We start from the raw sequence: 23,808 nt of genomic DNA, 5'->3' as shown, positions 1-23,808 counted from the left end.
TTTCATTCATTTTATTATAAAGGAAAAGCCGGAGAATTGATACGTGCGTATAGGGAAGAGGCGTAAACGCGCCGATCTTCCCTTGTGCACATTATTCATGAGCCGCTTTTTGACGCTCTGTTTTTTCCAGAGAAAGCGAGCGCATTTTTTCAATCTCAGCTTCCACCTCGTCTGAATATTGGGAGCGGCTGTATTCTGTGTTCGCCTCAGCTGAAGTGCCGTATTTGACGCGGACTTCCATTTCTTCAATGCGGCTTTCCATTCGAAGGAACTCTCTGTAGGCGCTTTCGCTGTCAATTTTGTCGAAAGAAGCGTTCATATGTTCCTTCGCATTTGCCGCGTTCGCGCGGGCGATGAGCGCCTGTTTTTTATCCTTTACGTCGCGGAGGCGCGTTTCTAAAGTTTCCAGCTGCTCTTTCAGCTCTGCCAGCTGTGTTTTCGCCTGCTCATACGCTTTTTCATGTTCGGCCGCTTTTCCCTCAAGGTATTTCATTTCAGTCAGAGCCTTTTTCGCTAGCTCCTCTTCCCCGGCGTCAAAAGCAAGCTGAGCCTGGTTTTTCCGTTTTGCCGCCGTTTCAGAGGCATCTTCCTGTTTTTTCTTAAACTGATGGACGATCGTGTGCTGTTTGACAATCGTTTGTTTCGCCTTAGCGATGTCACTTTCCATATCACGCACATATTGATTCAGCATGACTTTCGGATTTTCTAATTTATCAAGCCCTTCGTTAACAGATGCGACGAACATATTTCTTATTCTTTTTAAGACCATTTTGTCTTCCTCCTTATTTTTTCTTCAAAAATTCTTCCCATTCAGAGTCAAATCCGGATTGATATCCCGGTGATGCCGCTTCCGGTTCATACTGGCGGGAAGCGGTGTCTGAGCCGCCCTGCTTCATCATCTTCCATCCGAAATACACCATGGCGCCGGCCAGTCCGATCGCAACGATAAATGGAAGAGAACCGACGAGAATCATAGCTCCGATGACGCCCGCGATGATACCCGATACCGCCCGGCCTTTTGAAAAACGTTTGATTCCCCAGTAAAGCATCAGGCCTCCGATCGCCAGCGGGATGATAAATGCGAAATGGCCTCCTCCGAAAAAGACAGAAAGTCCGAACACAATCAGCAGAAAGCCGCCTGCCGTTTTACCATTTATATTCATGCAGATCCTCCTTTCGTTTTCCTTGTCTTTACTATAAACAAATCCCGCGGCCGGCAAAACGAGTCAGAGATTGATTTTCATATCAGACCGGAGTCGTATAAGCCCCCGGACCTTCGCATAAAAAAACGCCGCTGCACCGGACGGCGCAGGGCGTTTCACGAAAAATCTATATTCTGATGCTCGCTTCTTTTTCTCTGATGAGATCTGAGCGTTCGGCTTTGGCCAGCTTCGTAAAGAACAATATTCCGAGACCGGACAGGACTTCAACGAGACCGCCGGCGGCAATGACTTTTCCGGAACCGAAGGCGTTAGCCGCGTATCCGCAAAGAACCGCGCCGAGCGGAATGGATATGTTTGAGATCATATGGATGACGGCATAGACTTGCGGCTGGTCATCATGGTCCACAGACGTCTGAATAATCGTATATTCCGGCACATTAATCGCGCTGACGGCAGATCCGAACGCAAACGCGGCGAGGAAGACGAGCGGCAGAAAAGTGTTAAGGCCGGTGATGAAAAATGCCGCTCCTTCTATGATTCCCGCTGACACAAACAGGAGACCGTATTTGTTCACCTTCACCTTAGCCAAAATAAAACCCATTAAAAAGGCTCCGCCCGTTCCTGTCGCTTTCAAAAGCGAGTAGATGATCGGCGGCATGTTTAAATCTTCGGCGACATAAACGGCAGAGAGCGCCTCCCACGGAGCGGCCGCAAAATTCATGAAGATACAATAGATGGCGAGCGGGTATAAAATCTGGTGCTTCCTGACAAGAACGAAACCCCGTTTGAGCCTTCCGAAATACGTCCCGCGCTGTCTGACGGCGACTGTATCCTGTTTGGCATGCTGGACTTGGTATGACATAAAAAGTACGAGAAAACCTGATAGAAGATAGAATATAAGAGCGATAAACAAAGAATAAGCGGGACTGATAAATGTTAAGAACACCCCGCTCAGCGTAATGGCGGCAAGCCTGACGATCTGGCCTGATGACTGGATGACCGCATTCGCTTTCTGCAGGCTGTTTTCTCCGACAATATTGGGGATTAACGAGATAGATGCGGGATTATAAGCGGCTCCCGTGGCTGAATGCACAATCATGAGAAGCATGACAAACCATAAAGGAGAAAAACCGTTAAAATAACAGATCGGAATGATCAACACGACCGCCGCGCGCGTGAGGTCGGAAAAATACATCCAGAATTTCAGCGTATGCTGCTTCATAAAAGGCCCGGTAATCGGCGCCAGCATCGCCTCCGGAAGGAACGTGACCGCAATGAGCAGGGACGTGCCGATCGCGCCTTCCCCGTCAAAAATCAAAAACCACAGAATGGAATTAAAGGCAAAACCGTCGCCTGACAATTTAACTAGCCTTGAGATAAACAGAAGGGTGAAATTTTTATTCCAGATGCTCTCGCTCTTATTATATGTATCCATCTATCAAATCCCCCATTATTTTACAATGTTTCTTATAATATCTCATTTTTTAATTTTTCAGTCAATAATGCATAAGATACATTTTCCTTCTGTCAATAAAGGTTCAATTGATGGATATCTCTATAAAAAAACAGCCGGCTTGCTGCTGCCGGCTGAACAAAACGTTATTCATCATCACGGAATACCGCGGCGCTTCTTTCATATTCTATATCCTGAACGCCCTGTCTTGCGTTGACCGCTCTTGCCGCCGCGAAAAAATAATCAGACAGGCGGTTCAAGTAACGCATCACCGTATCATTTATCTCTTCTGTTTTGCCCAGTTTCACGACGAGACGCTCAGCCCGTCTCGTGACGGTCCGCGCGATGTGAAGCTGAGCAGCCGCCTTATGGCCGCCCGGAAGAATAAATTTCTCAAGCGGGGGCGCTTCAGCCGTGTAACGGTCTATGCAGTCTTCCAATGCGGAAATAGATGTCTCTCTTAATGTATAGCTTCTATGTTCAGTGACCGTCGCCAAGTCGCCGCCGCAGTCAAACAGCTCATGCTGAATGTTTCGGAGTTCGGCTTTCACATCACCGCAATTCTCACAATCATCAAGCTCCGCAAGCGCAAGCCCGATAAAGCTGTTCAGCTCATCGATCGTCCCGTAGCTTTCAACCCGCAGACTGTCTTTATCCGTTCTGCCGCCGATCAGGCTTGTCTGTCCTTTATCGCCGGTTTTCGTATACAGCTTCATCGTTGTATTCCTCCTTCTTCCGCCGCTTTTACACATGCCGCGGTTCCTCTTCTGACTTCTCTTTCCGCGTGAGGGACGTCCATCGCCTCTCCTGTCTGCAAGGCACAAATGACAATGTCGCCTTTTGCCTGTCTGCCGGAAAGAGCCTGCATTCTCGCTTCAGCCGCTGCCGTTAACAGCCGTACAAATCCCTGTTCCGATAAACGTCCGCTGATCAGCACCCAAACGGTATGCTGCGCAGTCACGGCAATTGTGACCGAATCAAACGTACGGCAGATCAAACCAGCGGCCGCTGAGCCGGAAAGCCGTCGGCTCCACGAAAAGCCCGGGCCGTCAGATGCGGTTGACAACATTCTGAACGGCCGTTCTGTATGAAGCGTTACGGTATTTCCGCTTTTGTTTATCAGAGAGGCGAACGGAACGTTGACAGGCTCTCTTTCCTCCCGCGCTTCCGGCATGAAAGCGATCAGCGGTTTCGGCGACGATTGCTGGGCAACAGCGCTGACAGTGACGCCATAAATGTCTTCAATCGTCTCTTTTTTCAAAGCCTGATCCGGCGTCTGCTTCGGAAAAGCGCGCCCGTCTTTCATCATCAGGAGCTGATCACAATATTGGCCTGCGGCGTTTAGGTCGTGAAAAATACTGATGACCGTCAGGCCTCTTTCTCTCGTCAGCCGCTTCACCGTATCAAGCAGGTCTTTCTGATATTTGAGATCAAGAAAGGTCGTCGGCTCATCCAGACACAGCACCTCTGGCTGCTGAGCCAGCGCCTGCGCCAGATAGACGCGCTGCCGCTCCCCTCCGCTCAGATTGCGGACGGATTGCTGCGCATATCGGTCGATGCCCGTCATTTCCATCGCTTCCCGGACAATGTCTTCGTCATGTTGATCCATCTGTCTGAAGAGTCCTTTTTGATACGGATATCTGCCGAAGGACACTGTTTCCTTAACGGAAAATGTAAAGGCTTGCTCCGTATGCTGCGGCAAAACGGCCATGATTTTCGCAAGTTCCCGCGGCTTGTATCCGCCGACGGGCCTGCCTGCGACGAGCGCCTCGCCTTTTGACGGAGAGAGCATTCCCGTCAGCAATTTCATCAGCGTTGTTTTTCCCGAGCCGTTCGGACCGAGTATGCCGACAAATTCACCTTTTCCGGCGGTAAAGCTGACATCTTCCACAATCATCCGGCCTCCGTACCCGCCGGACAGGCTGCTCACCCTGATCATAAGCGTTTCCCTCCATGATGCTGGCGAAGCAGAATCAAGGCAAATACAGGCGCTCCCGCCAAAGCCGTCATAATGCCGATCGGCAATTCGACAGGCTCAATGACGGTGCGGGAAAACAAATCCGCCAAAATGAGAAACCCGGCACCCGTCAATGCTGACAGCGGCAGTAAATGGCGATGATCCGTTCCCCATAAAAGCCGTGTCACGTGGGGAATGACAAGGCCGACAAATCCGATCGTCCCCGAGACGGCAACCGCTCCTCCCGTCAGCAGAGATCCGGCGGCGATCATCAGCAGTTTTCTTTTTCCCGTACTGACGCCTAACAGCCTTGCCTTTTCTTCTCCATAAGTCATAATGTTTAATTCTCTGCCATTGATAAGCAGAAGCGCCGTCCCGGCCAGAAAAAAAGGCAGAAACAGCGCGACATAGCCCCAGCCCCTCATTGACACGCTTCCTAACAGCCAGCGGACAATCGGGAGCAGATCATTTCCCGTTAAAGCGATCACAAGCGAAATGAGAGCCCCGAGAAAAGAATTCATGATGATGCCTGTCAAAATGAGCGTTGAAACCGACATCGACGCATGAACGAGGCGGCTGAAAAACAGAACCGCCGCCATGACCGCAATCGCTGCGGCGATGCTGACAACCGGTAGTGTGAACCGGCCGATAACGGGAATCTGAATGCCGAAAAACAAGGTGATAACGGCTCCCGCTGAGGCTCCCGAAGATACCCCGAGTGTATAAGGGTCGGCGAGCGGATTTTTCAGAAGTCCCTGAAACGCCGCCCCCGCAATAGATAACGCGGCTCCGACAAGGGCAGCCAGAACGACTCTCGGCAGGCGGATATTCATCATAATATTTACATTCATAGGGTCAGCCGAGGATGTCCGGCCGATCCCGATCCAAAAAACGTCGGATAAAGGAATATGCAGACTGCCGATTGAAATGCCGAGTGCCGTACAAACGGCTAAAAACAGCAGGCTGACCGTGTAGGCCAGCAGGCGGTTACTTTTTAAACGTTTCAGGATAAACGCTTTCTGCAAGCTTCTCGACCCCTTTGACAAGGCGCGGGCCTGAGCGTGTGACAAGGTCGGGATCAACAGAATAGACATTGTGGTGTTTGACCGCATTGACGGCACCCCAGCCGGCGCGTTTTTCCACTTCAGCGGCCTTTACGCCGTCTGTCGTAATAATGACGTCCGGATTCATTTTGACAATCGCTTCATCCGTCAATTGCACCCAGCCGGTCTGGCTGCCGGCGGCGTTTTTCGCGTGTATATCTTCAAGCATTTCGTTCATAAACGTGCCTTTCCCCGTCGTGTAACCGTCAGGAGACACTTCGACGAATACTTTCTTTTCGTCTTTTTCAGAAATGGCCGCCTCTTTCTTTTCTATGCCGGAAAGGTCGGATTTCATCGATTTGATCAGCTTATCCGCCTGCTTTTCTTTGCCGGCCGCTTTTCCGATCATGCTGATAGATTTGTATACGTCTTGGAACGATTGCGCATCATTGACCGTTAAGACGGTGATGCCCGCATCTTTCAGTTGCTTCATCGCATCGGCGGAAGCGGACATAGAGGACGCGTGGGCAAGCACGAGATCCGGCTTCAGCGCGATGACTTTTTCAGCGTTCACATTCATATCTCCGACTTTCGGTTTTTTTACCGCTTCTTTCGGATATGTATCATTTGTCGTAACGCCTGCGACCTTATCTCCCAGTCCGAGCGCGTATGTAATTTCCGTATTGCTCGGCATGAGGGAAACGATTTTTTCCGGTGCCTGCTTTATGGTTACTTTTTCGTTCGCGGCATCCTTAATGGTTACCGGGAATGCTTCGGTTGAGACGGCTTTTTGTTTGGCCGCGCTTCCTTCTTCCTGTGCGCCGGAACAGCCGGCGATCACAAAGGCGGTGACCAAGAGCGCCGCCCAGACGGCAGTGATCTTCTTCATTCTTTTAACTCCCCCTGATTATGGTAAACGATTGTCTCTTTGACATTCGTATCCTTTTTTCGCAGTAATTATACTATAAGTCTTTAAGGCTTGTATATCCGGCCTTTTTGCATGAAAGCAAATTGTTCGTACACACTAAAATTCATCATGTATACTGTTACACAATGGCGTAAAAAGGAGGATTATCATGGAATTACAGCTTGAACGAAAGCTCGTGTTGATTACAGGATCAACTTCAGGCATCGGAAAAGCCGCGGCAAAAAGCTTTTTAGCCGAAGGCGCCGAGGTGATTGTAAATGGAAGAAAAAAAGAAACTGTGGAACGGACGGTTGAAGAGCTTTCCGCTTACGGAACGGTTCATGGCATCGCTGCGGATTTATCGCGCCAGGATGAGGCGGATGACTTGATCAAGCGCGCCGGCGGAATCGGGGAAGTCGATATTCTTGTCAATAACCTCGGCTTTTTTGAAGTAAAGGACTTCGCTGAGGTGTCTGATGACGAATGGACTCGGTATTTTGAAGTGAATGTTATGAGCGCCGTGCGCCTGTGCCGGCGTTTTCTGCCGCAAATGCTCGAAAGAAACAGCGGACGGATTCTGAACATCTCCAGTGAAGCCGGAGTCAAACCGCTTGCGCAAATGATTCCGTATTCAATGACGAAAACGGCGTTAATCAGCTTGTCCCGGGGAATGGCTGAAATGACGAAAGGCACAAATGTCACGGTCAACTCCGTGCTGCCGGGACCGACATGGACCGAAGGCGTCGCTTCTTACATGGAAGGAGCCGCAAAGGCTGCCGGAGAAGACACGGACAGCTTCGTCCGGGATTATTTTAAAGTGAATGAGCCGACATCTTTGATTCAGCGCTATGCAACCCCGGAAGAAGTCGCCAATACGATTGTATTTCTCGCTTCATCAGCGGCTTCTGCCATTAATGGCACCGCACAGCGGGTTGAAGGCGGCATCATCCGCTCCATTTAACACAAAAAAGCCCGGCACAATGGGAACTTCCCCATATGCCAGGGCTTTTTTTACATCATGCCTGCAAACGGAACCGGCTCCCAGCCGCCCGTCTCAAGCTCTGCCGAAAACAGGCCGCCCGCATGCGGCTGCTCAAGTCTTTCGGCTTCCGTTAATTTTTCCGTCGCGGTCGTAATGTATAACGTGTTCAAGTCTCTGCCCCCGAACGCGCAGCAGGTGACGTATTTCGCCGGAACTTCGATAGATGCAATTTCCTTATGCAAAAACGGGTCAATCCGGACGGCACGGCCGCCTCCGAACAGAGCCACCCACAGCATTCCGTCACGGTCAATGGTCATTCCGTCGGGAGATCCTTGCGATTCCGGAAAGCGGTAGACCGTTTTCGGATCTGATACGGCTCCGGTTTCAGGATCGTATGCATAACAGACGATTTCCTGCGTCGGAGTGTCGATATAGTACATCAAGTTTCGGTCCCGATCCCAATCCAAACCGTTCGAGGTGGAGACCTGGTCTTTTATTTTGGCAAGGCTGCCGTCCGTATTCAGACGGTACAGCGAAGCCTCTTCTTCTTTGCCTTCCATGCTCGTCGTTCCCGCCCATAATCTGCCGGACGGGTCGCATTTTGCGTCATTGAAACGGATATCTTCCCGCATGTCTCTCGGCTGCTTCATCTTCGTCAATGTATCTTCCCGAAGATTGTACAGGTAAAACCCGTCTTTCATCGTCATCACCAGCTCTTCCTTTGAATATAAGGCAAGAGCCGTGACAAATGATTTGAATTTAACGGAGCGGTTGATTCCGTCAGCCGGAGTGAAGATATGGAGCTGGCTGCCCAGTATATCCACCCAGTACAGGCATTGCTTGTCCTTATCCCATAAAGGGCCTTCTCCGATAACTGCTCTCGTATCTGCTCGTAATGCTGCTTCCATGTGTGAACACCTCTTTTGCTTGTCAGTCTTCTATTGTTATTCCCGACAAAGCGGCGTCCAAACTCAATCTTTTTTAAAAAGAATCGTAATCACCGTTCCGGCGCTGATTCTGCTGTTGACATGGATGGTTCCGTTATGAAGATGAACCAGCTCCTTGGCAATGGCGAGCCCGAGTCCCGTTCCTTCTGACGGGCCTTTCGTATTCGTTCCCCGGTAATAACGGTTAAACAGCTGGTGAATCGTTTCGTCGTCCATTCCTCTTCCGTTATCTTTCACCTTCAGAATGAGCTGTTCGGCTGATTCCTCAAGCACGACCCGAATGGCGGTCCCTTTCTTATTATGCTTAACCGCGTTTGCCAGCAGATTCTCCAGAACACGGCGGAACCACGCTTCATCAATGGCGAAAAGAATGTCTTCCTTTTTGGTTTCAAAGGCGATGTCATAGCCTTCCGAGAACGTATTTTTCGTGAAATCGTTCGTGACGTTTCTGATAAACGGCACGACGTTGATCAGCCGCCGTTCGATCGGGAGGGCCGCGTTTTTGAGGCGGTACGTTAAGTTTAAGTCCTCAATCAGCTTGGACATATATTCTGATTTTTCCCGGACGATCTGCCCCATTTCTTTGACTTCTTCCGGGGTCCAGTCGTATTGCTTCGATTCAAGCATCATGCTGTAGCCGTAAATCGTGCTCAGCGGGGTTTTTAAGTCATGGCTCAGCCCGGCGATCCATTCTTCCCTTGTCGCCTGGATTTTTTCTCTGTTTTTCTTATCCCGCTTCAGCGTGTCGGTCAGCTGATCCATCGATTCGAAAATCTCGGCGAAAAAGCGGAACGGCTGCTTTGTTTTGCCTTTTTTGTTTTTGCTGACCGGCTGTCCTTTGCGGTTCTTCGGCTCTTCAAGCCGGCCCTTTGATAAATTGACGAGCCATTTGATGGTATGAAACAGCGGCCAGCCGAAACGGAAAGAGTACCAGATGGTCAGGATGCAGATCATAAATACCAGGATTCCGATCAAGAGGAAGAGGGTTTTCATCACATTTCTCAAAAATGATTTGTTAAACTCGTGATCGGGGATGTACACGGGGTTCGGCACCGACGCGACCATCCATTTCGTTTTATCGAGTCTTTTAAAAGAAATTTCCCGTTTGTAATTCCACGGCTTGGAATTGTATTTCAGCAATTCAAGCTCATTGACGGTGTTCCGTTCTTTTTTCGTGCTGTTGATATCCCCGAGCAGTCTGCCGCTGTCTTCGAGAAGGTAGACCGCCCCTTTTTCCCGTTTAATATAATCAATCGTGCTTTTTTTATATTGAGAAAGGGAAGCGAGGGATGGCTCCTGTGATTCGATGTAAGTGAGAAGCTGCTCACTGGCGGATTTCCAGCCGAACAGAATCAAATAGGTCTCATCATTTATCGTGACCGTCCAGTAATTCAGCTTGTAGTTGTCAAAATTCCGGTACTGATAAATGGATAAGAGGTCTTTTCTGCTGTAATGGCTCGGGACGTCTTTCGGCACTCTGTACGCGTAGTCCGTTTTTTCATTGTCATTAATGATCTGCAGCCAGCCCTTCTGCTTTCTGACCGACATCTTTAAAAATTCATCGACATCCCATGTGCCGTCTTCATTTTTATCAAGCCACGCTTCAAACGAGTCTGCCGTCGCTTTGGTCAGTCCCGCATTGGCTTCCGCTTCGCTGAAACGCCAATCCAAATAGAAGAAAGAAGCGACGGCCAAAACGGACATCAGCAGGATGACAAGCAGCAGCTGTCCGAAAAAGTGGAGCAGAAATTTTCCGCGCATTCTCATGAGCGGGTTCCTTTTTCTCCTTGATCGGGAATAAACCGATAACCGAGGCCGCGCACCGTTACAATATAGGACGGATTGCTGGGGTCTTTTTCAATCTTTTCTCTGAGCTTGCGGATATGCACCATGACGGTGTTGTTGTCGCCGTAAGACGGATATCCCCATACTTTTTCATAGATCTGATCTTTTGAGAGCACCACATCAGGGTGTTCACAGAAATATTGAAGCAGCTGCAGAAGCTGTGCGGAGCAGCTGACGGGCTCGCCCCCGACGATCAGCTCGGCGTTTTGCGGTGAATAGGAAAAATGGCTGTATGAATACGTCTTTACCGCCGTTTTCTCTTCGCGCTTATAGGTTCTCTTTAACGTCGCTCTGATCCGCGCCGCCAATTCGAGCGGATTAAACGGCTTTGTTATATAATCGTCAGCTCCCAATGCAAATCCTGACAGCTTATCCGCATCAGAAGAACGGGCAGTCAGAAAAAAGATCGGGGCGTCGGTATAGTTCCGGATTTCGGTGCATGCTTCAAAACCGGACATGCCTTCCATCATCACATCCAGCACGAGCAGATCCGCGGTTTCATGTTTAACAAACTCGATCGCTTCCTCAGCGCTTCCGGCTGTCTTAATGTTGTGATAGCCTTCTTTGACGAGAACGCGTTTGACCATATCAACGATCGCCTTCTCATCGTCTACAATTAAAATTGACGCATTTTCCACCTTGGACGTTCCTTTCTCTTTGTTTTTTTCATCATATCATTATATGGATAAGATTTGGTACCTTTTTAGTGCGGAGGTCTTGCGGGGAAACAGAAAAGAAAAACGAGACGGACATCTCTTCTCGTTTTTCTCACGTTGTCAGAGCGGAATATCAATCATCCCGCCGCTTTTGTCAGGAGCTTTCATTTATAAGATGAAGTATAAATTCCCAAAAACCCGGCACTTCCTGGCATAACAGCATGTCCGCTTTTTCAACTATTTTAATCTTCAATTCTTGTTCAAGATCTTCTCTTTCCTGGTATGATGTATTGCTCAGTTTTTTTTTTATCATTGGCGAAAAACGCGAAATCAAAAGTTCCATTTCGTCGGTATCTGTGTTCTCTTTGCTGAAGTCAAATGGCCCGTTCACTGCTTATTTTCCCCCTTTTTTTGCTTGTCCAGATGCTTTCTGAGATTATCGAGCCCTTTTTTATGAATATTAGAAATGTTCTGCCGTGATTCACCCAGCGACTCGGCAATCTCCTTCATCGTCGCTCCGTGAAGATAAATATTCGTCAGCACGCTTTTTTGTTTATCGGTTAACGTCTGAAGCGCTTCGTATAAATCACGGTTTTGGACATGCTGGCTCAAATCCCCCTGCTTCCGCAGAAACTCTTCATACGCGTCTTTTCCCATTTCATAGGGAAGCGCTTCACCTCCCTCCGGCTGATCCACCGTCAGCGGATAGCGCTTCTGATTTTTACGGATGCGCTTGTCAAAATCGATGGAGAAAATCCGGATCATAGAGTTCATATATTTGATGATCCGGATTTCCTTATAAAACTGTTTAAACTGGTCGTCCAGTGATTTTGCATCCTTCTCGTCTGAATGTTCCAGCACATTTTTAAATTTCTCGTAATGCTTTGGGTCACTTAAAAAATGTTTAACGATCGGATGTTTCATAATTTCCTTGCATTTTGACCGTAAAAGAACTTGATAGTCCATAAAACCGCCCCCTATTTAAATTAAATGAAAGAAAGCAAAAAAAAGTAAACTACTCCTTTCCGACTAAGATTCCGTATTCCTTATGTCCCGGTTTTGCCGGAACAAAAAAAAGACCCTCAACCGGGATATCAGGTTTACAGGAGCCGCTCTTTCTTTCACTTATATACATGACTGCAGGTCAAGTCAGGAGGTGGCTGATAATGGATCAGGTTTTTATAGAAGAAGCGGTCAGACAGATCGGCAATCTCGGCTTTCCGGCTCTCATTGCCATGTATCTTCTCACACGGTTTGAGAAGAAGTTTGACGCCCTGATCGAACTGATGACGGAACTGAAAGATCAGAAAATGAAAAATTAATTTTCACACGAAGTTGACTTTTCATCGGAACGCATCACTTAACAAAGCAGAAGGGAAAACGAAAGGCCTTTCACATTCTCTTTCTGAAAAAACAAAGCTTGAGAGGAGACGATTTACATGTCAAAAGAAAACAACTGCAATATCCCGCAGCCGATCAGAGGAGACAAAGGGGCGACCGTCACGATACCGCGCAACCTTGAAAGAGACCGCCAAAATCCGGATATGCTGACGCCGCCGGAAACGGATCACGGCACAGTGGATAATATGAAATTCTCTTTCTCAGATGTGCACAACCGGCTGGAAAAGGGCGGATACGCGCGTGAGGTGACCGTTCGCGAGCTGCCGATTTCTGAAAATCTGGCATCTGTCAACATGCGTTTAAAACCGGGCGCCATCCGTGAGCTGCACTGGCATAAAGAAGCGGAATGGGCATATATGCTGACGGGCAAAGCGCGGGTCACAATTGTTGATGAACAGGGACGCAGTTTTATCGATGACGTGAAGGAAGGAGATCTGTGGTACTTCCCGTCAGGCCTGCCGCACTCCATTCAGGCGCTGAAAGAAGGCTGTGAATTCCTCTTGGTTTTTGATGACGGTTCCTTCTCAGAAAACAGCACATTCCAAGTGACTGACTGGCTTGCCCACACACCGCTTGATGTCATCGCCAACAACTTCGGGGTTTCAGAAAAAGACCTCGCCGGCCTGCCCGGGAAAGAAAAATATATCTTTGAAGAGCCGGTTCCCGGGAAGCTGAAAGATGACATTGTGGAAGGCCCGAACGGTGAAGTGCCATATCCGTTCACTTACCGCCTGCTGGATGAAGGCCCGACTGCTGAGACGGATGGCGGCAAAGTATATATCGCGGATTCCACAAACTTCAAAGTGTCCAAAACGATCGCTTCAGCGCTTGTCGTGGTCGAACCGGGCGCAATGAGAGAGCTGCACTGGCATCCGAACACGCATGAATGGCAGTATTATATTTCCGGTAAAGGACGGATGACGGTTTTTGCATCGGACGGCCATGCGAGAACATTTAACTATCAGGCCGGGGATGTCGGTTACGTTCCGTTCGCAATGGGCCACTATGTGGAGAATTTGGGAGATGAGCCGCTCGTCTTCCTGGAAATCTTCAAGGATGACCACTATGCCGATGTGTCCCTGAACCAATGGCTTGCCATGCTTCCTGAGAAATTCGTCCAGCAGCATCTGGATCTGGGCAAAGACTTTACGGATATTCTTTCGAAAGAGAAACACCCTGTCGTCAAAAAGAAATGCTGAAGACACACACCGGCTTGCAGAGTTCCGTCTCTGCAAGTCTCCTCTGTGTGAAAAGGAGCTGAACAGATGATCAATCAAAACGGGACGAAAATGTTTTTTCTTCATGTGCTCCGGTATGCCCTGGCAGCCGCTGCCGTATTATTCGGGTATTTTATCGTGATGATGGCTGTATTTTCATTAGCCGGGACGAGCTACGGATCGATGGCGTACGTCCTGCTTTTTTCCGTGCTTTTTATTTTTCTCGGTTTATGTTTTGAACCGCTTGAGCGGCTGATGATACATAGCTTTACCTTTTTTAGGACGGGCAGGCTGCCTTTTCTCCTTTTAGCCAGCACCGTTCAGCTGCTGTTCCTCTGGATGACCGCGTATACGACGGATAAACTGATTGAAAAGATTTGGCTGTCAACGACGGAGGAGCTGATTGTGGCGGGGGTTTTTTTCGTTTTGGATAAATGCGTCTCCGGACAAAAGCAGCCCCGGGCGCAATAAAAAAACGCAGGCCGGAATGGCTCTGCGTTTTTTTTCATCATACCGTTGCGTTTTCATGCCGGATTAAATCGTAGGTTAAGCAGACCGGTTTGTTCGTGCGCGGATCTTTTACAATCTGTGCGTCAATCTGAAACACGTCTTCCAATATGCCGGGAGTCATGACTTCCTCCGCCGTCCCTTCCTTGATGACGCGCCCTTTTTTCAGCGCAATCATATAATGGGAAAAACGGGCGGCATGGTTCAGATCATGAATGACCATTAAAATCGTGCGCCCCTGCTCTTTGTTTAATTTGTCCAGCAGCTGCAAAATTTCAAGCTGATGGGCAAGATCTAAATAAGTGGTCGGTTCATCAAGAAGCAGCAGCTCCGTTTCTTGAGCGAGCGCCATTGCGATCCACACACGCTGCCGCTGCCCCCCGGAAAGCGCTTCGATCGGCCGGTCGTAAAATTCGGCCATCCCCGTCTCTTCAAGCGCCCATTTGATCATGTCACGGTCTTTATCACTCAAACGGCCCATTCCGGACTGATGCGGAAACCTGCCGTAAGAAACAAGTTCGTACACCGTCAGCCCGCTCGGCGCTTCAGGCGTCTGCGGAAGAATTGCCATTTCCTTGGCGATGTCCTTCGTGGATTTTTGCATGATTGCCTGTCCGTTTAAATAGACGGCGCCGGATTTCGGTTTCATAATTCTTGACATCGTTTTGAGAACCGTCGATTTTCCGCAGCCGTTCGGACCGATCAGCGTTGTAATTTTTCCTTTCGGTATGGCGATATCCAATTCTTTCGCTATCAAACGGTCGCCATAACCGACAGTAAGCTGTTCCGCCGATAATGAGTTCATCGCGGCAGTCTCCTTCCTCTATTTCGTTTTCATCAGCAAATATACAAAATACGGCGCTCCGAGCACGGAAATCACCAGGCCGACGGGAACTTCGGACGGTGCAAGCACATTTCTCGCCAGCGTATCGGCAAGCAGAAATAAAAATGCTCCGATTAAAGCCGAAACCGGGATAAGCGTCTGGTGGCGCGGGCCGGTAAGCCTTCTGGCCAAATGCGGCGCAATGAGTCCGAGAAAAGCGATTCCGCCAGCTGCCGCAACACATGACGCGGTCAGGGCAACGGCGCACATCAGCAGAACGCGCCGCTCCTTTTCAACCCGGGTGCCAAGCCCCGCCGCCAGCTGATCACCGAGCTGGAGCACATTTAAATACCTGGCTTTATAGAGGCTGAACGGTAAAAGAACCAGCAGCCACGGCAAAATGGACAGCACCATTTTCCAATTGGCGTTCCAAATCGAACCGGAAATCCATACAAGCGCCTGCATGAAATCCCGCGGGTCCATTTTCAGCTGAAAAATCAAGAGCAGCGCATTAAACCCCGCATTGACGCCGATCCCGACCAAAACGAGCCGGACAGGTGAAACGCCTTTTTTCCAAGCCAGCACATAGATGAGCAGAGCAGCCAGAAAAGCCCCCGCCAAAGCGCTCACCGGAAGCAGCCATGTACCGGCCATGCTTAAATCAACAGCTGCTCCTTGGAAAAAGAAGATAAACAAAACGACCGCCAAAGACGCCCCGGCGTTAATACCGAGAATGCCCGGCTCCGCCAAGTCATTTTGAGACACGCTTTGAAAAATCGCGCCTGAAACCGCGATTCCGGCGCCGACCAGCAATGACAGCACCATGCGCGGCAGTCTGAATTCAAATAAAACGAGCTGATCCCGGGCATCCCCCTGTCCGAAAAAGACACGCAGCGAATCAAGAGGCGCAATCCGGATCACACCCATGTTTAAGCTGATAAAAAAGACGATGCATATGAGCAAAAACGTAACGGCCATGACCGCCAGCGGTTTTTTCGATTTTACATTCATTACAGCCCTCTCCTTTCCCTGCGCGCCAAATAAAAGAAAAAGGGAACGCCGATAAGAGCGGTTAAAGCGCCGACCGGTGTTTCAAACGGCGCATTGACGAGTCTTGCGGCAATATCACTGAAGACTAACAGAACGGCGCCGAATACCGCCGAACAGGGAATGATCCATCTGTAATCTACCCCGACTAAAAATCGGGTGATATGCGGAATCACCAAGCCGATAAAAGAAATGGCTCCGGCGACTGAGACTGAAGCCCCCGTCAAGAGGACAACGACAAACATTCCGATTACTTTCACAAGCGATGTGTACTGCCCGAGCCCTTTGGCCAGCTCCTCACCCAAGCTCAGCACCGTCACTGAGCGCGCAATCAGAAATGCCAGCAAAAGTCCGATAACCCCGACCGCCAACAGCAGCTGCACGCCTTCCCATTTCACGGAAGCGACTCCTCCGGCGTACCAGAACTTCACATCCTGGGCGACATCAAAACGGATCGCAATCGCACTTGAAAGCCCCGTTAAGAAATAGCCGACTGCCGTACCGGCCAGCGCGAGCTTCACCGGTGTCAGCCCGCCTTTTGAAAACAGGCCGATGCCAAACACAATAAGCGCTCCGATTCCCGCTCCCGCAAAGGACCACAAAACAAGCCCAGCGGCAGAGAGCCCCGGAAAAAAAGCAAATGCCAATGCGATCGCAAATCCTGACCCCGACGTCACGCCCATAATGGAAGGCTCAGCAAGCGGGTTCCGCGTCAGCCCCTGCATAATCGCCCCGGACACAGCTAAAAAAGCCCCGACGAGCGCGGCGGCGGCGGTTCTCGGCAGCCTCAGATCGCGTATGATTTGATGAGATGTATTTTGCGGCTGAAAGTGAAAGAGAGCATCCCACACCGTCCGCAGATGAATATCGGCAGCTCCGATGGAAACAGACAGAGCCGCGCCGATCAATAAAACCGCAATCCCGGCACACAGCAGCACAGCCGCCCGGAATGAACGCGCCGTCCACTGGATTTCACTCCCTGATGCCCCTTGAGCCGTCATTGTCTGTTTCTTTTTCAATAGACCCAACACTCGTTCTTCCTTTCTCAAAACAAGAATGGTAATGGTAATGATAATGATTATCAATGACTTGTTTCAGTATAGCACTTTTATCTTCTCTTTTAATAGACCTAATTTCATATAAAAAAAGAAAGTTTTTCTTAAAAAAGAGCGTGCTTCTCTATGAAAGCAGTGATATAATCACACTGATAATGATTCTCTTTATCACTAATTTTTATGAAAGAAGGAATGTCAGATGTTCCATACATACAAGAAAATCGGCGCAGCGCTGATTGCCATGCTGCTCATCGCCGCTTTGGCCGCATGCGGCAATTCTTCAGACACGAAAGGTTCTTCTGAAAAAGAAGAAACCATCACGTATAAAGCCGAAAACGGCAATATTAAAATTCCGAAGCACCCGAAACGGGTCGTCGTCATGGCTGACGGCTACTACGGTGACTTTAAACAGCTCGGCATCAATGTTGTCGGCGCGCCGCAAAACGTATTTAAAAACCCTTATTACAAAGGGAAAACAAAAGGTGTGACAAACATCGGCGACGGCACGTCCGTTGAAAAAATCATTGACTTAAAGCCGGATTTAATCGTTGTCTGGACGACACAAGGCGCCGATATTGAAAAACTGGAAAAAATCGCGCCGACAATCGCCATTAAATATGACAAGCTCAGCAATATTGATCAATTCAAAGAGTTTGCGAAAATGACAGGCACTGAAGATAAAGCAGACAAATGGCTGGCTGAATGGGATAAGAAAACCGCTGCCGCTAAAACAAAGGTTCAAAAAGCGGTCGGCTCAAAAACCATCTCCATCATGCAGACAAACGGGAAAGACATCTATGTATTCGGTAAAGACTTCGGCCGCGGCGGAAGCATCATTTATGACAAACTCGGGCTGAAGGCCACAAAACTGACGCAGGAAAAAGCCATTAATCAAGGGCCGGGCTACGCCAGCATTTCACTCGAGAAACTGCCTGACTTCGCGGGAGACTACATCTTTATGGGGCCATGGCAGGCCGGCGGTGACGACAAAGGCGTGCTTGACAGCTCAATCTGGAAGAACCTCGATGCCGTCAAACAAAACCATGTCTACCGCATTGATCCGATCGGCTTCTATTTCTCAGACCCGATCTCACTTGAAGGCCAGCTCGACTACATCACAAAAAGCTTAACGAAGTAACCCCGAAGCCGCTGTCACAGCGGCTTTTTATTACGCTTAAAACTTGACAAAAAAATTCATTTATGCTATAATTTACATTTTTGGATTAACATGTATAATAAGATTCTCCCGGCCGGAGATTGATGTAAATAACGGAGGATCTTTATATGAAAGAAAACAAGGCGAGTATGACTTCCCTGCTGTCCGCTTTCGGAAGGGCGTACCACAGTAAACACGACACCCCGGTGATATTTGATGATTTTATGGCACAAGATCTGATTTCTGAAAAAGAGCATTCGGATATCCGCGATCATCTGATTCAAGGTATATCATTTTTCAGCAAAGACATGGCCCAGAGGCTTCAAGGCCAACCGGATGACATCTTAAAATGGGTGACTCAAGTCCAGCTGTCTCCTACACCGTTAGCCCGTGCCGCATATTGTGAAGAAGTGCTTTTGAATGAAGTGAAGCTCGGGGCCAAACAGTATGTCATCCTTGGCGCGGGGCTGGATACTTTTTGTTTCAGGCATCCTGAGGTGACAAACGGCTTAGACATATTTGAAATCGATCAACCCGCTTCACAGGAAGACAAAATAAACAGATTGAAACATCTGAAGCTCGGCATTTCCCATCATCTACATTTTGTACCGATGGACTTCGCCGCTTCGCTTTCTTTCAGCCGTCTGTATCAGGAAGGTTTTTCACGCCAAAAAACCTTTTTCAGCCTGCTCGGTGTGTCATACTATCTTACGAAAAAGCATCTCGCCCGCCTGCTCACACAATTATTTGCCGAAGTCCCGCCGGGAAGCTCTATCGTGTTTGATTATGCAGATGAGTCGCTCTTTGAAGAAAGAGGACTGTCAAACAGAGTGGAAAACATGGTGAAAATGGCTGCAGCAAGCGGAGAACCGATGTTATCGTGTTTCAGTTATAAAGAAATCGAAAAAATATTAGAATCATCAGGTCTGCTTATTTATGAACATTTATCTCCGGCGGACGTCAATGACCGTTTTTTCAGCGGACGCACTGACCACTTAACCGCATTCGAGACCATTCATTATATACACGCCATCAAAAAGTAACCCGCTGCCGCAAATAAAAAAGACATCTCACAGACGTGAGATGTCTTTTTGTCATACCGATTGTCTGTTGTTTGCAAATTTCTTTGAGACGAAAGGATATAACAGCAAACCGACGAAGAACAGCCCGATACCGAGAATAAAGGTCGTTAAATCGGCCGTTCCGGTAATAATGACATAAAAAGAATAAATGCAGGCAAGGATGGCGATGATACCGTCTCTTACTCTTGAACCCTTTATCTCGTCATACGTTTCACCCGTAAAAATGAGCTTCAGGCTGTAAAACGCTGATACGAGATACGGAATCAGATAAGCGAGCGTCGCCGCCGTTGTTAAAAACGTAAACGCGTCACTGATCGTCCGGGAAATAACTGAAAAGATAAAGATCTGTGACATCACGTTCGTTACGATTAACGACACAACCGGGCTTCCCTGTTTATTCGTTTTTGCAAAAGCAGCCGGAAAGTCTCCTGATTTCGCCGCTTGATACGGAACTTCAGAGCCGAGAAGAATCCAGCCGAGCATCGTTCCGAACAGACACAAAATCGCCAGAATCGCCATGATGACGCTTCCCGCATTGCCGACGATCGCGTACAATACGTCAACAAACGGTTTTTCCGAGCCGACAAGCTTACCATGCGGAAGCACGCCCATCGTAATCAATGTTACGATGATATAGATGCCAAGCGCGATCAATAATCCGGTAATAGTGGCGCGTTTCACGTCGCGCTGCGAACGGGCGCGCCCGGATAAGATGACTGCCGATTCAATTCCGACGAACGCCCATAATGTTGAAATCGCCGCATTGTGGATCTGTCCGCCGATTCCCTCAACTGTGTGAGGACCTGTTTGAACCGGAAAATAAAAATGATCGAAAAACGACGTTTGAAACACAAATAAACCTGCAATGATAAAGAAGATAAATCCTAATACTTTTGAAAACGTCGTGACGAAATTTAATTTACTCGCACCGTTAATGCTGGTGACGAGAATCGTGTGAGTGCCCCATAATAAAACCGTACATACGGCAAACGTCAGCAGCTGGCCGAGCGTAACCGCCTGACCGCCGATCGAAAACATTTCACGCTTATCCGTTAAAATCGGGAAAAATGATGTTAAATATCCGGCAAGGCTCGTGATGATCGCCACGTTGCTGATCCAGCTCGCCACCCAGTAGCCCCACACCATCGTGAAGCCCGCTGCATTCCCTTTTTTCCGATCGCTGAACAGCGCACGCGCATAGCTTTGCGGCCCCGCCGTCAGTTCAGGCTTACGGATGGATAAGTGGCCGAAGACCAGCGCGATCATTAACACACCGGCTCCCGTTAAAAGCCATGCCGATGTGGCGCCGAACGGGCTCGCGATTTTTGCGAGCGAACTCGGAAGCGAAAAGATGCCCGAGCCTACCATATTTCCTACGACAAACGCCGTTAATAACCAAAAACCCCATTTTTTCGTCTGTTCCATTCCTGTACCTCCTGGTTGTTCATTCGTACGGACCAGACCCCGAGATCATATTTACACGCAAAAAAAGCCTGAACAAAAGTCCATGCTTAAAGAAACACACACACCCTTGATCTCCGGATAGCCCTCCGCGAAAAAGCACGCGGCAGTCCTGCACTTATTCAGATACAGTCCCAGCATAAAGAAGGATCGGCTTTCTTTACACTTCGGCGCTGATGCCTTTAACACATGTTTTGCGGCCCCTATCAGCCTGGCATGTGCGACTCATCATCAAGCGCAACCTCTACCTCACCGAGAAAGAGTGAGGATTTTTATCATTCAATTCTACTCAGAGGTTATCAGAGATAAAAAGATCTGTCAAAGGGAAAAATTAGATAGAAAACGGATAGAGCGTTCGCCCTACCCGTCTTATATGGTCAGCGGTTGTTTTTTTTCTTTTGAACAGCTTCTTGAAGCGGATCGTCTTTCAGAGCTGCACCGGCGTCTTCAAGCGCGCCTTGAATGACATTTTTGTTTTTATCGCTGTTTTTTCCTTTTTCTTTGTTAAAGAAAGCCATCTGTATCACCTCTTTATCAAATATAGGTACACCTATAATGTGTCTTTTTCCGCGGCAGAATATGCGGAATCCGCGTCTCCTTCCTTTTGGCGGAACAGGTAAAGTTTGTTGATCAAACATGCATTCTCTTGATATATTTGTAATTCAGGGGATTTTGGCAAAAATAAAAAGGAGAAGCGAAAAATGACAGGAAAAACACACATCATGGGAGGCATCGCTTCTTGTTCCGCAATTGCGTATTATTACGGGTATGATCCGGTCCTTATGACCTCAGCGGGTGCCCTCGGGGCGCTGATTCCCGACATATGCCATACGAAAAGCAAAATCGGCAGAACGCTGCCCGTTCTGTCCAAAATCGTAAGCACGGTGTTCGGCCACAGAACGTTTACACACAGTCTGCTGTTTATGCTTATTATGTTTTTCATTACGGCAACCTATATTCCGAATCAGAGCATTTCCGCCGGACTGATGATCGGAATGGCGAGTCATCTTGTGCTTGACGCATGGACCGTCAACGGCATTAAACTGCTGTTTCCGGCCGCCATCCGCTTCCGTCTTCCCCTTTATATGAGAACGGGGAGCTTTTCGGAGCAGCTTGTGCTGGCCGGCTTAACGATTGTATCCTGCTATTATTTATACGAACTGGTTCACGGCCGCATCTCTTAAACAAAAAGCGTCTTTTCGCTTTTAGGGTGAGGAGTCATACATATGAAGAAAACCTTTTTCAGTAATCATCGGTTTTTATGCCTGTCCATCCTGTTCATGTGGATGAAAACCTATGCCGTTTATAAGCTCGGTTTTGATCTGCAGAACAATTCGGTTCTTGAGGAATGTCTGCTTCTCATTAATCCGCTGAGCTTCATTGTGCCGCTGTTCGGCATCGCCCTGCTGCTGACAGAAAAAAAACAGCGGATCTTTCTGCTTTCGGCAAATGTGATGCTGACGGGAATTTTAATCGCGAATACGGTGTTTTACGGGTTTTATATTGATTTTATCACCATACCGGTTTTGTTTCAGGCGAGCAATATGGGTGATATGGGAAGCAGCGTCCAAGAGCTGTTTCACCCGCTTTATATCGCTTTATTTTTGGATATTGCGGTTTTGTTTTACCTTGGTAAAAGGCATAAAGCCGATAAAGGAAAAGCGGGCGCCCGTACCGTTAAAGCGTATGCGTGGGCATCAGCCGGCCTCATGCTGTGCAACCTTGCACTGTCTGAGGCCGAGCAGCCGAAGCTGTTCAAGCACCCTTTTGATCGTGAAGCGCTCGTAAAAGGAATCGGCCTGTTCCACTTTCATTTGTATGACACCATTTCGCAGACGCTGAATGCAGGAGCTAAAGCGTTTGCCGATGAAGACAGCCTTGCGGCGGTCGCAAATTACACTCAAGCCGACTACAGCAGGCCGTCCGAATCAAAGTTCGGGCTCGCCAAGGGACGCAATGTGATTTTTGTTACGCTCGAATCAACACAGCGTTTTGTAATGGATGAGCGGGTCAACGGACGGGAGATTACCCCGTTTTTAAATAAACTGCGGAAAAAAAGTTATGACTTCACTCATTTTTATCAGCAGACTGAACAGGGAAAAACCTCAGATTCAGAATTCATTACTGCGAATTCGCTGTATCCGTCTTCAAGCGGCGCCGTTTTTTTTACAAAAAGCGGCCACCGGTTCAATACGATGTACCATATGTTAAAAGACCGTCAATACTATTCAGCCGTTCTGCATGCCAATCATAAGGCCTTTTGGAACCGGGATGAGATGTACGGGGCATTCGGAATCGACCGTTTTTTCGACGCGGATGAATTTAAGGTGACTCAGGAAAATTCAACAGGCTGGGGCCTGAAGGATAAGGAGTTTCTCGAACAGTCAGCGAAAAAATTAAAGAAGCTTCCGCAGCCGTTTTACGCTAGCCTGCTGACTTTGACCAACCATTTTCCTTTTGAAATTGAAAAACAGGATCAGCTCATTGAGGAACCGGACACAAGCAGCGAGTTATTAAACCGCTATGTGACGACGGTCCGCTATGAAGATGAGGCCCTGAAACACTTTTTCAAGAAGCTGAAAAAAGAAGGCCTGTATGACAACGCGATGATCGTCCTGATGGGAGATCATTACGGTATATCCGAAGCCCATAATCAAGGACTTGCCGAATTCTTAGGGAAAGAGGAAATCACTCCGTTTGATACGGTTCAGCTTCAGCGCGTGCCGTTTATCATTCATATTCCCGGGGTGACCGACCGTGCGCCGGAAACGATTGCTTCAACCGCGGGACAGGTTGATGTAAGGCCGACGCTGCTTCACCTGCTCGGCATTGAAACGAAAGGCAGCATTCAGTTCGGCAATGATCTGTTTTCCGGAGAGCGGACCCCGTTTGCGGTGCTGAGAAACGGCAGCTTTATCACGGATGATCATATTTATACAAAAAATACGTGTTACAGCCGTAAAACGGGCGAACCGCTTTCTGACATGAGCGCGTGCAGCGATGAGAAAGAAAAAGCGGAACAAGAGCTGATGCTTTCCGATAAAATATTAAACGGCGACCTGTTGCGGTTTTATAAGCAATAAAAAAATCCCTCCGTTATATGGAG

General features: G+C 48.5%; 25 protein-coding genes and 1 riboswitch. Of the genes, 8 read left to right on the top strand and 17 right to left on the bottom strand.

Features of this window, described 5'->3' with window-relative positions; all coding sequences use genetic code 11:
* Positions 1–91: 91 nt before the first annotated feature.
* From liaH to OQ477_RS15170, 7 genes are all read right to left on the bottom strand, one after another.
* The gene (liaH, locus tag OQ477_RS15200; protein ID WP_007410057.1) at positions 92–769 is read right to left on the bottom strand and encodes a stress responsive protein LiaH; all 678 of its coding nucleotides are present in this window, start codon (positions 767–769) and stop codon (positions 92–94) included.
* A gap of 13 nt (positions 770–782) precedes the next feature.
* Entirely contained in the window at positions 783–1,163 is a 381-nt protein-coding gene (locus OQ477_RS15195) for a protein liaI (RefSeq protein ID WP_007410056.1), read from the bottom strand.
* Positions 1,164–1,329: 166 nt separating this feature from the next.
* Positions 1,330–2,598, bottom strand: coding sequence for an MFS transporter (locus OQ477_RS15190; RefSeq protein ID WP_007613685.1), 1,269 nt, complete (start codon positions 2,596–2,598; stop codon positions 1,330–1,332).
* Between the two features lie 164 nt (positions 2,599–2,762).
* Positions 2,763–3,332, bottom strand: coding sequence for a cob(I)yrinic acid a,c-diamide adenosyltransferase (locus OQ477_RS15185; RefSeq protein WP_007613687.1), 570 nt, complete (start codon positions 3,330–3,332; stop codon positions 2,763–2,765).
* Positions 3,329–4,555 (bottom strand): ATP-binding cassette domain-containing protein, encoded by a 1,227-nt coding sequence (locus OQ477_RS15180; RefSeq protein WP_265973046.1) that lies wholly within the window; start codon positions 4,553–4,555, stop codon positions 3,329–3,331. Before OQ477_RS15180 ends, OQ477_RS15185 begins: the two co-directional genes overlap by 4 nt.
* Positions 4,552–5,598 (bottom strand): FecCD family ABC transporter permease, encoded by a 1,047-nt coding sequence (locus OQ477_RS15175; RefSeq protein ID WP_265973045.1) that lies wholly within the window; start codon positions 5,596–5,598, stop codon positions 4,552–4,554. The genes OQ477_RS15180 and OQ477_RS15175 overlap by 4 nt, the downstream gene beginning before the upstream one ends.
* Positions 5,561–6,505, bottom strand: a complete 945-nt coding sequence (locus OQ477_RS15170) for an ABC transporter substrate-binding protein (protein WP_265973044.1) — start codon at positions 6,503–6,505, stop codon at positions 5,561–5,563. Before OQ477_RS15170 ends, OQ477_RS15175 begins: the two co-directional genes overlap by 38 nt.
* Positions 6,506–6,692: 187 nt before the next feature.
* On the opposite strand from OQ477_RS15170, the gene OQ477_RS15165 reads away from it, so the two are divergent.
* The gene (locus OQ477_RS15165) at positions 6,693–7,484 is read left to right on the top strand and encodes an SDR family NAD(P)-dependent oxidoreductase (protein ID WP_003151783.1); all 792 of its coding nucleotides are present in this window, start codon (positions 6,693–6,695) and stop codon (positions 7,482–7,484) included.
* A gap of 50 nt (positions 7,485–7,534) precedes the next feature.
* Here the strand turns inward: OQ477_RS15165 and OQ477_RS15160 are convergent, their stop codons facing one another.
* The 5 genes from OQ477_RS15160 to OQ477_RS15140 form a co-directional block, all read right to left on the bottom strand.
* Positions 7,535–8,413, bottom strand: a complete 879-nt coding sequence (locus tag OQ477_RS15160; protein ID WP_017418936.1) for an SMP-30/gluconolactonase/LRE family protein — start codon at positions 8,411–8,413, stop codon at positions 7,535–7,537.
* A 63-nt stretch (positions 8,414–8,476) separates the two neighbouring features.
* Positions 8,477–10,219, bottom strand: a complete 1,743-nt coding sequence (locus OQ477_RS15155) for a sensor histidine kinase (RefSeq protein WP_265973042.1) — start codon at positions 10,217–10,219, stop codon at positions 8,477–8,479.
* Complete coding sequence (locus OQ477_RS15150) at positions 10,216–10,935, bottom strand: response regulator transcription factor (RefSeq protein WP_003151779.1); 720 nt, start codon at positions 10,933–10,935, stop codon at positions 10,216–10,218. Before OQ477_RS15150 ends, OQ477_RS15155 begins: the two co-directional genes overlap by 4 nt.
* Positions 10,936–11,107: 172 nt before the next feature.
* Positions 11,108–11,344, bottom strand: a complete 237-nt coding sequence (rsoA, locus tag OQ477_RS15145; protein WP_082998481.1) for a sigma-O factor regulator RsoA — start codon at positions 11,342–11,344, stop codon at positions 11,108–11,110.
* Positions 11,341–11,877 (bottom strand): sigma-70 family RNA polymerase sigma factor, encoded by a 537-nt coding sequence (locus OQ477_RS15140; RefSeq protein WP_265973231.1) that lies wholly within the window; start codon positions 11,875–11,877, stop codon positions 11,341–11,343. Before OQ477_RS15140 ends, rsoA begins: the two co-directional genes overlap by 4 nt.
* A gap of 242 nt (positions 11,878–12,119) precedes the next feature.
* Between OQ477_RS15140 and OQ477_RS15135 the strand changes: the two genes are divergently transcribed.
* The 3 genes from OQ477_RS15135 to OQ477_RS15125 all read left to right on the top strand — a co-directional run bounded on the left by OQ477_RS15135 (position 12,120) and on the right by OQ477_RS15125 (position 14,042).
* Complete coding sequence (locus OQ477_RS15135; protein WP_012118419.1) at positions 12,120–12,275, top strand: YvrJ family protein; 156 nt, start codon at positions 12,120–12,122, stop codon at positions 12,273–12,275.
* A gap of 117 nt (positions 12,276–12,392) precedes the next feature.
* Positions 12,393–13,553 (top strand): oxalate decarboxylase family bicupin, encoded by a 1,161-nt coding sequence (locus OQ477_RS15130; protein WP_007410043.1) that lies wholly within the window; start codon positions 12,393–12,395, stop codon positions 13,551–13,553.
* Between the two features lie 66 nt (positions 13,554–13,619).
* On the top strand, positions 13,620–14,042 hold the full coding sequence (locus tag OQ477_RS15125) for a regulatory YrvL family protein (protein ID WP_265973041.1): 423 nt from the start codon (positions 13,620–13,622) through the stop codon (positions 14,040–14,042).
* Positions 14,043–14,079: 37 nt separating this feature from the next.
* Here the strand turns inward: OQ477_RS15125 and OQ477_RS15120 are convergent, their stop codons facing one another.
* The 3 genes from OQ477_RS15120 to OQ477_RS15110 are packed head-to-tail and all read right to left on the bottom strand — an operon-like array spanning position 14,080 to position 16,949.
* Positions 14,080–14,883 carry an ABC transporter ATP-binding protein gene (locus OQ477_RS15120; protein WP_007613715.1) on the bottom strand — a complete coding sequence of 268 codons (804 nt, stop codon included), beginning with the start codon at positions 14,881–14,883 and terminating at the stop codon, positions 14,080–14,082.
* Positions 14,884–14,901: 18 nt separating this feature from the next.
* Positions 14,902–15,912 (bottom strand): FecCD family ABC transporter permease, encoded by a 1,011-nt coding sequence (locus OQ477_RS15115; protein ID WP_265973040.1) that lies wholly within the window; start codon positions 15,910–15,912, stop codon positions 14,902–14,904.
* The gene (locus tag OQ477_RS15110; RefSeq protein WP_029973587.1) at positions 15,912–16,949 is read right to left on the bottom strand and encodes a FecCD family ABC transporter permease; all 1,038 of its coding nucleotides are present in this window, start codon (positions 16,947–16,949) and stop codon (positions 15,912–15,914) included. Before OQ477_RS15110 ends, OQ477_RS15115 begins: the two co-directional genes overlap by 1 nt.
* Positions 16,950–17,202: 253 nt before the next feature.
* Between OQ477_RS15110 and OQ477_RS15105 the strand changes: the two genes are divergently transcribed.
* Positions 17,203–18,141 (top strand): iron-hydroxamate ABC transporter substrate-binding protein, encoded by a 939-nt coding sequence (locus tag OQ477_RS15105; protein ID WP_012118425.1) that lies wholly within the window; start codon positions 17,203–17,205, stop codon positions 18,139–18,141.
* A 146-nt stretch (positions 18,142–18,287) separates the two neighbouring features.
* Positions 18,288–19,202: a class I SAM-dependent methyltransferase gene (locus tag OQ477_RS15100; RefSeq protein WP_265973039.1), complete on the top strand. Its 915-nt coding sequence runs from the start codon at positions 18,288–18,290 to the stop codon at positions 19,200–19,202.
* 51 nt (positions 19,203–19,253) lie between these two features.
* On the opposite strand, the gene OQ477_RS15095 is transcribed toward OQ477_RS15100, so the two are convergent.
* Entirely contained in the window at positions 19,254–20,666 is a 1,413-nt protein-coding gene (locus tag OQ477_RS15095) for an amino acid permease (RefSeq protein WP_007613722.1), read from the bottom strand.
* Positions 20,667–20,776: 110 nt separating this feature from the next.
* Positions 20,777–20,957: riboswitch (Lysine riboswitch) on the bottom strand.
* A gap of 122 nt (positions 20,958–21,079) precedes the next feature.
* Positions 21,080–21,220: a small acid-soluble spore protein SspJ gene (sspJ, locus tag OQ477_RS15090; protein ID WP_007410034.1), complete on the bottom strand. Its 141-nt coding sequence runs from the start codon at positions 21,218–21,220 to the stop codon at positions 21,080–21,082.
* A 183-nt stretch (positions 21,221–21,403) separates the two neighbouring features.
* Between sspJ and OQ477_RS15085 the strand changes: the two genes are divergently transcribed.
* Both OQ477_RS15085 and OQ477_RS15080 read left to right on the top strand, forming a co-directional pair.
* The gene (locus OQ477_RS15085) at positions 21,404–21,886 is read left to right on the top strand and encodes a metal-dependent hydrolase (RefSeq protein WP_095060550.1); all 483 of its coding nucleotides are present in this window, start codon (positions 21,404–21,406) and stop codon (positions 21,884–21,886) included.
* A gap of 42 nt (positions 21,887–21,928) precedes the next feature.
* The gene (locus OQ477_RS15080; RefSeq protein ID WP_265973038.1) at positions 21,929–23,785 is read left to right on the top strand and encodes an LTA synthase family protein; all 1,857 of its coding nucleotides are present in this window, start codon (positions 21,929–21,931) and stop codon (positions 23,783–23,785) included.
* The last annotated feature ends 23 nt before the right edge of the window (positions 23,786–23,808 follow it).

The sequence above is a fragment of the Bacillus sp. ChL18 genome, from assembly GCF_026241425.1.
GTDB classification, from domain to species: Bacteria; Bacillota; Bacilli; order Bacillales; family Bacillaceae; genus Bacillus; species Bacillus velezensis.
Note: the sequence above shows the minus strand (reverse complement) of the source record. Positions and strands in the feature narration are given on the sequence as shown.

Bases quoted from the DNA above. Each gene is read 5' to 3' on its own strand.
- OQ477_RS15180 (WP_265973046.1), bottom strand. From the start codon at position 4,555: ATGATCAGGGTGAGCAGCCTGTCCGGCGGGTACGGAGGCCGGATGATT.
- OQ477_RS15140 (WP_265973231.1), bottom strand. From the start codon at position 11,877: ATGAAACATCCGATCGTTAAACATTTTTTAAGTGACCCAAAGCATTAC.
- sspJ (WP_007410034.1), bottom strand. From the start codon at position 21,220: ATGGCTTTCTTTAACAAAGAAAAAGGAAAAAACAGCGATAAAAACAAA.
- OQ477_RS15080 (WP_265973038.1), top strand. From the start codon at position 21,929: ATGAAGAAAACCTTTTTCAGTAATCATCGGTTTTTATGCCTGTCCATC.
- OQ477_RS15105 (WP_012118425.1), top strand. From the start codon at position 17,203: ATGTTCCATACATACAAGAAAATCGGCGCAGCGCTGATTGCCATGCTG.
- OQ477_RS15085 (WP_095060550.1), top strand. From the start codon at position 21,404: ATGACAGGAAAAACACACATCATGGGAGGCATCGCTTCTTGTTCCGCA.
- OQ477_RS15135 (WP_012118419.1), top strand. From the start codon at position 12,120: ATGGATCAGGTTTTTATAGAAGAAGCGGTCAGACAGATCGGCAATCTC.
- OQ477_RS15160 (WP_017418936.1), bottom strand. From the start codon at position 8,413: ATGGAAGCAGCATTACGAGCAGATACGAGAGCAGTTATCGGAGAAGGC.
- OQ477_RS15190 (WP_007613685.1), bottom strand. From the start codon at position 2,598: ATGGATACATATAATAAGAGCGAGAGCATCTGGAATAAAAATTTCACC.
- OQ477_RS15095 (WP_007613722.1), bottom strand. From the start codon at position 20,666: ATGGAACAGACGAAAAAATGGGGTTTTTGGTTATTAACGGCGTTTGTC.
- liaH (WP_007410057.1), bottom strand. From the start codon at position 769: ATGGTCTTAAAAAGAATAAGAAATATGTTCGTCGCATCTGTTAACGAA.
- OQ477_RS15185 (WP_007613687.1), bottom strand. From the start codon at position 3,332: ATGAAGCTGTATACGAAAACCGGCGATAAAGGACAGACAAGCCTGATC.
- OQ477_RS15110 (WP_029973587.1), bottom strand. From the start codon at position 16,949: ATGACGGCTCAAGGGGCATCAGGGAGTGAAATCCAGTGGACGGCGCGT.
- OQ477_RS15120 (WP_007613715.1), bottom strand. From the start codon at position 14,883: ATGAACTCATTATCGGCGGAACAGCTTACTGTCGGTTATGGCGACCGT.
- OQ477_RS15165 (WP_003151783.1), top strand. From the start codon at position 6,693: ATGGAATTACAGCTTGAACGAAAGCTCGTGTTGATTACAGGATCAACT.
- OQ477_RS15170 (WP_265973044.1), bottom strand. From the start codon at position 6,505: ATGAAGAAGATCACTGCCGTCTGGGCGGCGCTCTTGGTCACCGCCTTT.
- OQ477_RS15195 (WP_007410056.1), bottom strand. From the start codon at position 1,163: ATGAATATAAATGGTAAAACGGCAGGCGGCTTTCTGCTGATTGTGTTC.
- OQ477_RS15100 (WP_265973039.1), top strand. From the start codon at position 18,288: ATGAAAGAAAACAAGGCGAGTATGACTTCCCTGCTGTCCGCTTTCGGA.
- OQ477_RS15130 (WP_007410043.1), top strand. From the start codon at position 12,393: ATGTCAAAAGAAAACAACTGCAATATCCCGCAGCCGATCAGAGGAGAC.
- OQ477_RS15125 (WP_265973041.1), top strand. From the start codon at position 13,620: ATGATCAATCAAAACGGGACGAAAATGTTTTTTCTTCATGTGCTCCGG.
- OQ477_RS15155 (WP_265973042.1), bottom strand. From the start codon at position 10,219: ATGAGAATGCGCGGAAAATTTCTGCTCCACTTTTTCGGACAGCTGCTG.
- OQ477_RS15115 (WP_265973040.1), bottom strand. From the start codon at position 15,912: ATGAATGTAAAATCGAAAAAACCGCTGGCGGTCATGGCCGTTACGTTT.